Source organism: Rugamonas sp. (genome assembly GCF_025354735.1).
GTDB lineage: Bacteria > Pseudomonadota > Gammaproteobacteria > Burkholderiales > Burkholderiaceae_D > Rugamonas.
In genome coordinates this window covers 96,454-108,141 of record NZ_JANXMI010000001.1, presented here as the reverse complement: position 1 = coordinate 108,141, position 11,688 = coordinate 96,454, and the positions used below count along the sequence as shown (strand labels likewise).

The 11,688-nt window shown below is 63.6% G+C and carries 11 protein-coding genes; 4 read left to right on the top strand and 7 right to left on the bottom strand.

The genetic code is table 11. From position 1 onward, the window contains the following. A partial coding sequence (locus tag Q0S71_RS00475; protein ID WP_295990061.1) for an HlyD family secretion protein occupies positions 1–408 on the top strand: 408 nt, incomplete at its 5' end. Further along, positions 405–1,892: an efflux transporter outer membrane subunit gene (locus Q0S71_RS00470; RefSeq protein ID WP_295990060.1), complete on the top strand. Its 1,488-nt coding sequence runs from the start codon at positions 405–407 to the stop codon at positions 1,890–1,892. The genes Q0S71_RS00475 and Q0S71_RS00470, both read left to right, overlap by 4 nt. A 59-nt stretch (positions 1,893–1,951) precedes the next feature. On the opposite strand, the gene Q0S71_RS00465 is transcribed toward Q0S71_RS00470, so the two are convergent. The 4 genes from Q0S71_RS00465 to Q0S71_RS00450 form a co-directional block, all read right to left on the bottom strand. Further along, on the bottom strand, positions 1,952–4,339 hold the full coding sequence (locus Q0S71_RS00465; RefSeq protein ID WP_295990059.1) for a TonB-dependent receptor: 2,388 nt from the start codon (positions 4,337–4,339) through the stop codon (positions 1,952–1,954). Positions 4,340–4,484: 145 nt separating this feature from the next. Then, positions 4,485–4,856, bottom strand: a complete 372-nt coding sequence (locus Q0S71_RS00460) for a DUF2946 domain-containing protein (protein ID WP_295990058.1) — start codon at positions 4,854–4,856, stop codon at positions 4,485–4,487. An 80-nt stretch (positions 4,857–4,936) separates the two neighbouring features. Continuing rightward, the gene (hmpA, locus tag Q0S71_RS00455; RefSeq protein ID WP_295990056.1) at positions 4,937–6,118 is read right to left on the bottom strand and encodes an NO-inducible flavohemoprotein; all 1,182 of its coding nucleotides are present in this window, start codon (positions 6,116–6,118) and stop codon (positions 4,937–4,939) included. A gap of 113 nt (positions 6,119–6,231) precedes the next feature. After that, positions 6,232–7,239 (bottom strand): catalase family peroxidase, encoded by a 1,008-nt coding sequence (locus Q0S71_RS00450; RefSeq protein WP_295990054.1) that lies wholly within the window; start codon positions 7,237–7,239, stop codon positions 6,232–6,234. Between the two features lie 16 nt (positions 7,240–7,255). Between Q0S71_RS00450 and Q0S71_RS00445 the strand changes: the two genes are divergently transcribed. Continuing rightward, positions 7,256–7,444: a hypothetical protein gene (locus Q0S71_RS00445; protein WP_295990052.1), complete on the top strand. Its 189-nt coding sequence runs from the start codon at positions 7,256–7,258 to the stop codon at positions 7,442–7,444. Between the two features lie 80 nt (positions 7,445–7,524). On the opposite strand, the gene Q0S71_RS00440 is transcribed toward Q0S71_RS00445, so the two are convergent. From Q0S71_RS00440 to Q0S71_RS00430, 3 genes are all read right to left on the bottom strand, one after another. After that, positions 7,525–8,280, bottom strand: a complete 756-nt coding sequence (locus Q0S71_RS00440) for an ABC transporter substrate-binding protein (RefSeq protein WP_295990050.1) — start codon at positions 8,278–8,280, stop codon at positions 7,525–7,527. Positions 8,281–8,313: 33 nt separating this feature from the next. Next, a complete protein-coding gene (locus tag Q0S71_RS00435) occupies positions 8,314–9,045 on the bottom strand; it encodes an ABC transporter substrate-binding protein (RefSeq protein ID WP_295990048.1) in 732 nt (243 codons plus the stop codon). 203 nt (positions 9,046–9,248) lie between these two features. Then, positions 9,249–10,577: a sigma 54-interacting transcriptional regulator gene (locus tag Q0S71_RS00430; protein ID WP_295990046.1), complete on the bottom strand. Its 1,329-nt coding sequence runs from the start codon at positions 10,575–10,577 to the stop codon at positions 9,249–9,251. 224 nt (positions 10,578–10,801) lie between these two features. On the opposite strand from Q0S71_RS00430, the gene Q0S71_RS00425 reads away from it, so the two are divergent. Then, positions 10,802–11,683, top strand: a complete 882-nt coding sequence (locus Q0S71_RS00425; protein WP_295990044.1) for an MBL fold metallo-hydrolase — start codon at positions 10,802–10,804, stop codon at positions 11,681–11,683. Positions 11,684–11,688: the final 5 nt, after the last annotated feature.

Sequence of the window (11,688 nt, the reverse complement as noted above, 5' to 3'; positions counted from 1 at the left end):
GCGCCGACGGCCGGTTTCGTCGGCCGGCGCGCGGTGCGGGTCGGCGCTTACGTCAACGCGGGTTCGTCGCTGATGGCCGTGGTGCCGTTGCGCAGCATCTATATCGTGGGCAATTTCCGTGAAATCCAGCTGACCCATGTGCGCACCGGCCAGCCGGTGGATATCGTCGTCGACGCCTTCCCCGGCCTGCGGCTGAAAGGCAGCGTCGACAGCGTCGCGCCCGCCACCGGCCTGACGTTCTCGGCGATCACGCCCGATAACGCGACCGGTAATTTCACGAAGATCGCCCAAAGGCTGCCGGTCAAGATCAAGCTCGATACAGGCCAGGCCGACGTCATGCGCTTGCGGGTAGGCATGTCCGTGCTGCCGAAAATCGATACCAGCCTTGAAGCGCGGGTGAAAGGATGAACTTGCCTCTCCCTACATCATCAGCATCATGGTCGCGCCTGAAAATCGGCGTCGCCCTGGTGTCCCTGGCCTGCGCGGCCGGCTGCACCACCGTCGGTCCCAACTTTTTGGCGCCCAAGGCGGCCTTGCCGAGCGTATGGTCCTTGCACCAGCAAGCGGGCACGGCCAGCACGCCCACGCTGCAAGCGGTCGAGACGATGTGGTGGCGCTCGTTCGGCGACCCCACGCTCGACAGCCTGATACAGCGCGCCGTGGACAGCAACCTCGACGTGAAAGTGGCGACCTCGCGCGTGCTGCAAAGCCGTACCGCGCGCAGCATCGTCAATTCGGCCTCGATGCCCACCCTCAACGGCAGCGCCTCCGTCACCCGCGCGGGCGCCGCGCCGGTCGCGCGCCTGGCCAATAGCGACGAGGTATTGCCGGGCGTTCAAGGCAGCGGCCCGGCCACGCTGTACCGCTACGGTTTCGACGCGTCGTGGGAGCTCGACTTTTGGGGCCGCACCAAGCGCGCCTTCGAATCGGCCGACGCTCGCGGCACGGCGGCCGAAGCCAACCGCCACGCCGTCATCCTCACCGTGCTGACCGAGACGGCGGCCAATTATGTGCAGCTGCGGGCCACCCAGGCCACCCACGCCTCGGTGTCGGAAGTGCTGGCATTGGCGCGCCAAAGCTTGCAGCTCACCGAACTGCGCCGCAAGGCCGGCGCGGCCACCGAGCTGGAAACGGCGGAAGCGGCGGCGCAGCTGGGCACCATCGAAGCACAATTGCCGGAGCTGGAAGAACAGGAAGAACGGCTGATGAACGCGCTCGCCCTGCTGTTGGGCGAAGCGCCGGGCACGCTCAGCGAGCAACTGCGCACGGCCGCGCCGATACCGCCGGTGCCGGCGCACATGCCGGTGGGCCTGTCGTCGGACCTGGCGCGGCGCCGGCCCGATATCCGCCAGGCCGAAGCGATGCTGCATGCGGCCACGGCCGACATCGGTGTCGCCGAGGCCGATTTCTATCCCAGCATTTCCCTGACCGGCGGTTTCAGCATGAATCCGCTGTCCTTCGGCTCGCTGGGTGACTGGGACAGCCGGCGCTTCGGCATCGGCCCCTCGCTCAACTTGCCCATCTTTCAGGGCGGGCGCATCACCCGCACCGTGGAGTTGCGCAAAGCGCAGCAGCAGGAAGCGGCGCTGCTATATCAAAAGACCGTCCTCAACGCCTGGCATGAGATCGACGATGCCCTGATCGCCTACGGCAGCGTGCAACGGCGCCGCTCGATATTGAACGGCACGCTGGACAACAACCGCGTCGCCTACAAGGCGGCGTTGGCGAGATACAAGGGCGGCGCGGCCACCTTCCTCGACGTGCTGTTGACCCAACGCGGCTTGCTCGATGCGCAAACCGCGCTGGTGCGCAGCAATGCCGACGTTTCGCTGGTCGCCATCCGTTTATACAAGGCCCTGGGCGGCGGCTGGGAAATCGCGCCAGCGGCCTGACGCGATCAAAAAAAAAGCCCCCGGCGCCTTTGCAATCGGCGCCGGGGGCTTTTCCCGTTTTAATAATTGAATTTCAGCTCGGTGAAAAAGGTCCGCTGCGGGAAGGGGTGATACAGGAAGTAGTTGCGGTTGTTCAGGTTGTCGACGCCGGCGGCCGCGCTCCACTGGCGGCTGATCTGATAGTGCACGCGCACATCGGCCACCACGAAACTGTCGAAGCCGGTGTAGCTGTGGCCGTTGACGTCGCTGTTGTCGACCGTGCCGTACTGCTTGCCGCTGTAGCGCGCCGCCAGCGTGATGGCCCATTTGTCGGCCGGACGGTAAGTCGCCATCGCCGTGGCGCGCCATGCCGGCACGTACGGCGTGTGCTTGCCGACCGAGGTGGCGCCGGCGACGGTGGCCACGTAGCCGCTGTTGCCGAGGATGCGGGCATCGACATAGGTGAGCGAACCGTTCAAATCCAGGCCGCGGATCAGCGCGTTCTGGCGCTCGCCGACCAGCTCGATGCCGCGCTGGCGCGTCCGGTCGACGTTTTGCGTGTACGACACCGGCGTCGCGTAACCGGCGATCAGCGACGATTGCGAAATGAGCGCGTCGCTCACCTTCTCCTCGAACAAGGACACGCGCAGCTTGCTCTCGGCGCCGTTGCGCTCGATCGCCAGTTCGCCGGACTGCACGTTTTCCGGTTTCAAATTGGGATTGGCCTGGGTGTAGGTGGTGCCGGTCTGGACGTTCTGATACAGCTCGCCGACGGTGGGAAAGCGCAGCGCCTTGCCGTAGGAGGCCGTGGCCTGCCACTGGGGATCGATCTTCCAGTTCAGCGCCGCTTTCGGCGACAGGCCCGAGCGTTCCACTTGCGGCTGGTAGACGGCGTAGCCCTTGCCGCCGGCCAGCGCATAGTTGTAGCCGTCGAAGGCGCGCCAGCGCTCGTAGCGCGCGCCGAGCGTGGCCGTCAGCGCCGGCGCCACCCGCCACCGGTCTTGCAGCCACAGCGCCTCGGTGCGGGTCTGGCCGCGCGAGTCGCTGTAGAGACTGGCATGGTCGCCCGCCGTCCAGTCGGCGCTGGCATAGGTCGGACTGACCAGCTGGAACTGGTCGCCGTGCAGGCCGAAGTTGAGCACGTGCGCGCCGCTGGCGCCATCGGGATGCCAGCTGCCGTTCAGGTCCACCGTCGACCAGCCGGTGCCGCCGGCGTCGGCGGTGCGGCCGGCGCCGCCGCGCTGGCCGGCCGGGAACAAACCGGTCGAGGTGCGCGTCACATCCTTGTCGTAATGGTAGTTGCTGACGATGGCGTCCCAGTCCCAGACGGCGCCGTGGCGGGTCTTGAGGTCCAGGCTTTGCATCCAGTGCTGCTGGTCGCTGCTGTTGGCGGAGAATTGGCCGGCCACGGCGCTGGCGCTGTAGGCCTTGCCGCCGATGTTGACGTTGCCGCTGGCGCCACCGTAATACGGCGCGCCGGCCGCGTCGCGCAGATACGACGTCATGCCGGCGTCGGCGATGTTGTGCCAGTAGCCGAGCGTGTAGACGGCGCTCAGGTCGCGCGAGAGGTCGTAGGCCAGCTTGATCTTGACGCTGTCCTGCACCGTGTGCGTGATGTTGCCGGCGCCGAGCACCTGGATGGCGCCGTTGCTGCGGTTGCGGTCGGCGTACGCGCCGCCGATGACGGCGTCGCCGGGCGCGGCCGCCTTGGTCGATTGCGCCAGCGTGCCGAAGGTGATGGGCTGGCTGTGGCTGTCGAGGTGGGTGGCGCTGACGAACCAGGCCAGCGCGCCGTCGCGGTTGCCGAAGGTGGCGCCGAGGTCTTGCGTGCCGTAGCGCCCGCTGGTGCCGTACAGGCCGAAGTGCTGCGAGGCCGCGTTGACCTTGACGCTGGCCTCGAACCTGGTCGGCATGCGCGTGTTGAGCTGGATGACGGCGCCGTAGGAGTTGCCGGCGTAGGCGGCCGAATACGGGCCGTACATGACGTCGACGCTGTCGATTTCCTCGGGTGCGACCATGAACCAGCGCGGCGAGCCGTTGCCGTTGTTGTTGTTCACCAGCGCCGACAGCATCACGCCGTCGGCCATCACCAGGCTGCGGGCGCTGGAGTTGACGCCGGTGGTGCGGGTGGCCACCGGGGCCTGGGTGTCGCCGTCGAAGCGCTTGCGCACCAGGATGCTGGGCAGGTATTTGAGCGCGTCTTCGACGTTCATGACGTTGTTGGTTTCTTCAAGCTGGCGGGCGGTGACGGTGGCGGTGGTGGCCGGTGAGCGCACTTCCGTCAGGTCCGGACCGCTGCCGCTGACGACGACGACCGCCATCGGCTGTGCATCGTCGGCGGCAGCGGGATCGGCGGCCCACGCTTGTTGTACCGACAGCGCCATGCAAGTGGCCAGCAGCAGGATGGCGCCGGTGTTCAACGGCGAAAGTGGAGCGCGGCGGACGAAGGGAGCATAGATCGATTTCATGCGTATTCCTGGGACTAAGTGGGCGTATCTGCCGACGTGCGCGGGCCGACCCCGTCGAATCGACGTGGCGATGCCATGCAAGACGGCGCAGCAAAGCGCTGCCTGAGGGAGTAAGGGATGGAACGCGGTGGCCCGGAGGGCCGGGTCAGCGCGCGGGCGGAGCCCGTGATTGTGCGTGCAGCCAGGCGAAGAGCGGCTGAGGAGAGAGGAAAAACAGCGGTGGCGCAAAGCGCACGAGAAGAATCAGCGCCGGCGCAACGAGCGCGACCCATGGCAGCATCGGCAGGTGGCCCTGCATCGAGCAATACTGGCAATCATCCATCGCCATCGCGTGGACGTGCTTGCCGGCGCCCGATGGCGAACTCGCGGCCGCGCTGACGTCCATGTGGCAGGCGGGAGGATCGACGGCGGCGCGGGCCGCCAGCATGTGCGAAATCGAGGGCGCAAGCGTCGCCATCAAGATCGCCAGCATGGCGATCCAGAGTACGGCGATGAAAGTATGCTTGCGCAGGTGCATGAGGAGTCGGTAAAAACAGGAAATAGCGTAGGCGGTTCCGGATGCGCTTACCGCAGTGCGCATCCGAGCCCGCGATGAATTTAAGCCAACGCTTCGGCCGGTCCAAAGAACTCGTAGTGGGTTTGCGCGAGGGGCACGCCCAGTTCCAGCAAGTGCGACTTGATGGCCTTCATGAAGCCCGTCGGTCCGAGGAAATAGGCATCGACATCGCGGCTGGCCGGCAACCATTCCCCCAGTTGCCGCTGATTCAAATGGCCGGTGGCGTGCGGCTGCGGGAAGCTGTCATTGGCCGCTTCGTAGCAGTAAAAACGCTGCAACTGGGGGTGCGCCGCGGCCAGCGCATCGATATGCTCGCGGAAGGCGTGAACGCCGCCGTGGCGCGCGGCGTGGATGAAGTGCACCGGCCGGCCCGTGCCGAGCGCGACGTCGAGCATCGCCAGGGTCGGCGTGATGCCGACGCCGCCGCTGATTAACACCAACGGTTTGTCGCTGGTTCTCAACACGAAGTCGCCCGATGGCGGGAACAGGCCGATGCTGTCGCCGACGCCGACGTGATCGTGCAGGAAGTTCGAGACCTTGCCGCCCGGCTCGCGCTTGACGCTGATGCGGTAGTCGGTGCCGTTGCTGGCCGCCGACAGGGAATATTGGCGGCGGGACTGTTCGCCATCGACCGTGACCAGCACGCCGATATATTGCCCGGCGTGGTGGGTGAGCACCTTGCCGCCGTCCGCTGGCTGCAGCACGAAGGACGTGATTTCGTCGCTTTCGGCGGTTTTGGCGATCACCTTGAAGGTGCGCTCGCCGCGCCAGCCGCCTTCGGCCGTTGCATTCTTATCGTAAATTTCCTGCTCGGCGCCGGCCAGCAGGTCGGCCAGCTGGCCGTAGGCGGCGGCCCAGGCATCGATGACGGCATCGGTCGCCACTTCGGCGCCCAGCACTTCGCGGATGGCCTTGAGCAGCGAGGCGCCGACCATGGGATAGTGTTCGCGTTCGATTTGCAGCGAGACGTGCTTGTTGATGATGGTCGACGCCAGCGTGCCCAATTGTTCCAGGCGGTCGATATTTCTTGCGTAGATCAGCACGGCATCGGCCAGCGCGCGCTGCTGGTTGCCGTCGGCCTGGTTGGCCTGGTTGAACAGCGGCAGCACTTGCGGGAAGTCATGGAACAGCACTTGGTAAAAGTGACGGGTCAGGGACTCGCCGCCGACTTCGAGGATGGGCACGGTGGCGGTGACGATGGCTTTTTGTTCAGTTGTCAGCATGAGAGGCTACCTTTGAGAGTGAAGGAAAATTCGATAAACAATCATACTATATACATCTTTAAAGTTCAAGAAAAACCGCAGGGGAAAATGAATCCCCTGCGGCCTTGACCTGTCTACTGGCGGCGGCCGAACGACACCGCGTAGGCGTTGGAGCGGAAGTTGACCATCTGATCTTCCACTTCGATTCCCTTGGGCAGCGCATTGGGCATGAACACTATGGCTTTCTGGGCCGCCGCCATATCCGGCGCCACCTTGTCTATCGAGATGGTGCCCAGTTCGACCGTGTGGCGGCTGTCCGGCCAGGCCACGGAGGGATCATCCACCTTGTCTTCTTTTGCGGCGACCTGCACCAGCAGCTTGAACTTCACGGCTTGCTTGGCCACATGCGCGGTGATTTCCTCGCCCAGATAAGCGGGGGCGGCCGCCTTGGTCTGGGCATCGTTCAGGTAGGCGGCCGGGGCCAGCGGCACGATACGGTAGCGGCCATACGTCACCTTGCCGGCCGCATTGGTGAATTTGAATGCGTTCACGCCGAAGTAAGGCAGGCTGCCGTAGCTGACCGGCGCCGGTTTGGCGGCCGTCAAAAAGTTCTTGGCGATGGGATGCGTGCCCAGATAATTGTCCAGCGCGGTGGGCTTGGCGGCGTCGGGGCCGCTCGCCGCCAGCGCTTGCAGCAATTCACGGAACTGGTCGGCGTTGGCGCTGGGGAAGCCGTTAAAGGAGTGCACCACCATGTCCGAGTTGCTGCCATCGGGCAGCTTGAAGCGGATCGCCATGCCGCGCGGCGAGGCCAGCGGGTGATTGTCTGGAATATCGGGCACGCCGGCAAAGTTCGAGAAGCGCACGATGACGGGCACGGACTTCTTTTGCAGATGCGGCGCCATGCTGATGCTGGCCGCCGTCGGCGCCGGTGTGAACGTACCTTCAAGCAAGATACCCTTGGCATGAATGGCGCGTTCCTTATGCGGGCCAAATACGGTATTGAGCGTATCGACCATTTCGGTGGGCGTGGTTTTCAATTCGGGCTGCGGCGTCGTCACCTGGGCGAGGGATAAAGTGGAAACCGCCATCATGCCGATGGGGACCAGTGCAAGCGTAGAGAAGTGTATGAATTTTTTCATTATATGAAGCTCCCAGGTGGATTGGACACTTGTTGCGGCTAGCCCAGCACGCGGTACGCCGCTGACCGCGCTTGCGCCAGCTTATGGGGAATTAATCGCCAGCGCCCGGGAAATAATAAAAAAACCAATCATCTATATTATTGATTGCCAATTTTCCGCCCAAAAATGCTTATATCCGGCGGCAAAAAATGCTATCCACCCTTAATTTCATACTAGCACGTTCATATTAAATTGCTACTCATCCATCTTTCGCGGTCTCTGAAATACGACAGCGCTCGGCATACTCTACAGCCCCTGCACATAATGCTGATAAATCGCATCCAGTTCGCCATTCGCATGCATGCGCCGCAACGCCGCCTTGAGCTTGAGCGCGGTCGCTTCCTCGTAGGTTTTCCGTGAATACCACAGCCACGACTGGCGGCGCCTGACCAGCATGAAACTCCCCAGTTGATCCCGAGACATGCCGGCCGATTTAAGGTAATACAGCAAGGTGTTGGCGTTGGCGATGACGGCATCGACCCGGCCCGCCATCAACATGCGCAACAGATGCGGCGTATCGGTGACGTCGTATTTTTTGATGGCGCTGTCGCCGGAGAAACGGGGATCGTAATCGGCGCCGCGCTGCTGGCCGACGGTTTTGCCGTGCAAATCGGACAGGTTGTTGAATGATGAGCCGCGCAGGCCGGCGATAATCACGTCGACATTGGCTACGTAATACAGCGGTATCGCGGCGTCGGCGATGGGCTTGGTCTGGAAGGCGATCAGCAAGTCGCTCTGCCCGGCGGCGAGCAGCGCGATGGCGCGCGGCAACGGCACGACGGCGACCTCGGCCTCGAATCCGGCGTCGCGCACGACCTGGACGCCCATGTCCGCGTACATGCCGAAGGGCTTGCCCGTGGCGTCGACCATGCCTAGCGGCAGTACCGACATCACCGCCAGTTTCAGCGGCGGCCTGGCGGCGGCGTGCTGTGGCAGCAGCAAGCCGAGCGCGCCGGCCAGGAAGCCGCGCGTCCATGTGCGCCTTTGCCTATCGATATCCATACCGTCCTGGCCTTTCACCCGGAACACGCGCCGCTACTCCTGTTCGCGGCGTTGAACATCGTCCAATATGCGTTGAAAAGAACCGTCCCGTTTCATCGCGCGCAATTCCGCTGTCAAACGGGGAACCAGGGCGGCGTGTTTTTTATTCAGGAACATATACTGTTCGCCGGCGATAAGGGGCGCGTCGGCCACCGCTATGCCTTTCAGGCCCATGCGACGGATCAGATTCAGACCCTGCTGCCGTTCAAATACGGCAAGGTCGATGCGGCCCATCGCCAGCATATTAAACAGCTGTTCGCCATTTCCCACCTTGGTCAAAGAGCGCGTGCCGGTGACGGCGCGCTCCAGGCTTTTCCAGCCGAGCACGATGCCGACGTCGTAGGGCTCCAGGCTGGCCGGCCCGGTTATCGCAAGATGCAGGCCACGACTAAAGACCACCATCTGGTAACTCATGACCGCTTCCGGCACCCGTATTAGATTCGGATACAGCCGCTCGATTCCCGCAATGCGCGCGACTTCGCCGTCGTCGACGCCGCTATTCGAGTTCAGCAAGCCGCGCTCGGCCGCAATATACTGAATTTGCACCTGCAAGCCCAGCCGATGAAACAGGCTGGCGTACAGCAAATCGAGCTGGCCGTCATGTCGGGCGGAAGTGAGCGGCGCATTGAAAGGCGTATTGAGCACCAGCGGCGGCGCAGCGTCCGCCTCGGCGCAAAGACTCAGGCAAAAACACAGGTGCAAACATAGATGCGGTATGGCCTTCATGGTCGACTCCGCGTGTGGCACTGGCCGCAGGTGTAATACAGGTGTAAGAAGAAAGCGTCGCGACGATGGTACACCTAGTTTCATGGTCCTTGTTCACGCAGCTTTGATGGTCCAATTTTGACGCCGCCCATTTATCAGAAAACAACGGTCGGCACGCCCCGATTGCGTGTCAAGAAATTCCCTGGGTATCGGCGGTGGGCGGCCTAGTCGAGGTTTTGTTCTTTCAGCCGGCGGTACAAGGTGCGCTCGCTAAAGCGCAGATGGGCAGCCAATTCCTTGCGGGTGCCGTCAAAGGTGGCGAACACTTGCGCCAGCGTCGGGCCGTCGCCGGGGGGCAGTACGTCCGCGACGGCGCCCTGCCCCATCGGCGCGGCCGGCAGGTGCTCGATGCGGATCACGCCATCATCGGCGAACAGTCGGGCCCGTTCCAGCACGTTGCGCAATTCACGCACATTGCCGGGCCAGGCGCGCTGCTGTAACAGCGCCATCGCATTCGGCGCCATCGTCAGCCTGGGTTTGCCGGCGTCCGCCGCCCGCTGCAAAAATGAATGCACCAGCAAGGCGATGTCCTCGGCCCGCTCTCGCAACGGCGGCAACAAAATAGGGAAGGCGCTGATCCGGTAGTACAAATCTTGCCGGAAAGTCCCTTGCGCCATCATCTGATCCAGCGGTTTGTGCGTGGCCGCCACCAGCCGGAAATCCGCATGCTGCGTGTCGACGCTGCCGACGCGCCGGTAAGTGCCCGATTCAATCAGCCGCAGCAGCTTCACCTGCATGGCCAGCGGCACGTCGCCGATTTCATCGAGGAACAGGGTGCCGCCCTGCGCCGTCTCGACCAGCCCCGGCTTGCGCGACGTCGCGCCGGTAAACGCGCCTTTCTCGTGGCCGAACAATTCGCTTTCGAACAGCGTTTCCGTCAATCCCGAGCAATCGACCACGACAAAGGGACCGGCGGACCGTTTGCTGGTCTCGTGCACGGCGCGCGCGAACAATTCCTTGCCCGTGCCCGACTCCCCCAGCAACAGCACCGGCAACATCGACGGCGCCACGCGCTGCAAGGCCGCCAATACCTGGTTGAACGCCGCCGAACGGCCGACCAGGCCTTCCTCGCTGGGGCGCGCCGACGCGCTGCGCACGACCTCGAGCCTTTCCACGTAGGCGGTGATGGCGCCCTCCTCGTCGAAAATCGGCCGCAACTCGACGGCGACGTGCTCGGGCCCGCGCGGCGTGTGATGGATGTGCAGCACGCGGTCCGGCCCGCGCAGTTCCTGCGCTTTTTTCATTGGACAATGTTCGCCGGCCTGGTCGCAAGGCACATCGTAATGATGGGAAATCCGATAGCATTTGTGGCCGATGAAGGGCTGGTCGCTGCTGCCGAATTGCCGCCGGTACGCGGTGTTGGCCGCGAGGATGTTGTAATCCGGATCGAGCACGATCATCGGCTGCGTTTCGTGTTCGAGAAACGAAATCAATGACTGCACCGTGGCGTGGAGTGGCGACGCTTCATTGCTGGGGGAAGGCGGGGTTGGCATCGTGGCTCCTGGTCATCCGCCATAGTGACGCGGGACTGCCATGTCTGTCAAGCACGCTGCCATTTGGCAGTCCCATCTCTGCCACGGCCACTCCGCGTTTCCGCCATTTGAAAAAATATCAATATAATCAACGGCCTACCAAGCTCCTCCTGCGGGCGCTAGCGTTGGCACGGGTCTTGCAATATTACCGGAAAGTATCAGTACCACCAGGAGAATGTCAGATCATGAGCAACACGCCACTACACATCGAGGGGTTTTTCGACCCCGCCACCAGCACGGTTTCCTATCTGGTGCTCGACCCCGCCAGCGCCCGCTGCGCCTTGATAGACAGCGTGCTCGACTACGACCACAAGTCGGGCCAGACCAGCACGACATCGGCCGACCGCTTGATCGCCCGGGTGAGGGAACTCGGTGCGCAGGTCGACTGGATATTGGAGACGCACGTCCACGCCGACCATTTGTCGGCCGCGCCTTACCTCAAGCGCAAGCTGGGCGGCCGCATCGGCATCGGCCAGCAGATCGCCACCGTCCAGCAAGTGTTCGGCACGCTGTTCAACACGGGCAGCGACATGGCGCGCGACGGCAGCCAGTTCGACCAACTGTTCGGCGACGATGAGCCCTTTTCCATCGGCCGTTTGCAGTGCCGCACGCTGCACACGCCCGGCCACACGCCGGCCTGCATGACCTACGTCATCAGCGACGGCCGGCACAGCGCCGCGCTGGTCGGCGACACCCTGTTCATGCCCGACTACGGCACGGCCCGCTGCGACTTTCCCGGCGGCGATGCGCGCGCGCTGTACCGCTCCATTAGCAAGGTTCTGAGCTTGCCGGACGATACCTTGCTCTATATGTGCCACGACTATCAGCCGGGCGGCCGCGAAGTGCGCTATGTCAGCACGGTAGCCGAGGAGCGGGCCGGCAATGTCCATGTCCGCCAAGGCATCAGCGAAGACGAATTTGTTGCCATGCGCACCGAGCGCGACGCGTCGCTGGACATGCCGACGCTGCTGCTGCCCGCCGTCCAGGTGAATATGCGCGCCGGACATTTTCCAGAACCGGAAACGAACGGCAAGCGCTATCTGAAAATCCCGCTCAGCGCAGTCTGATGCAC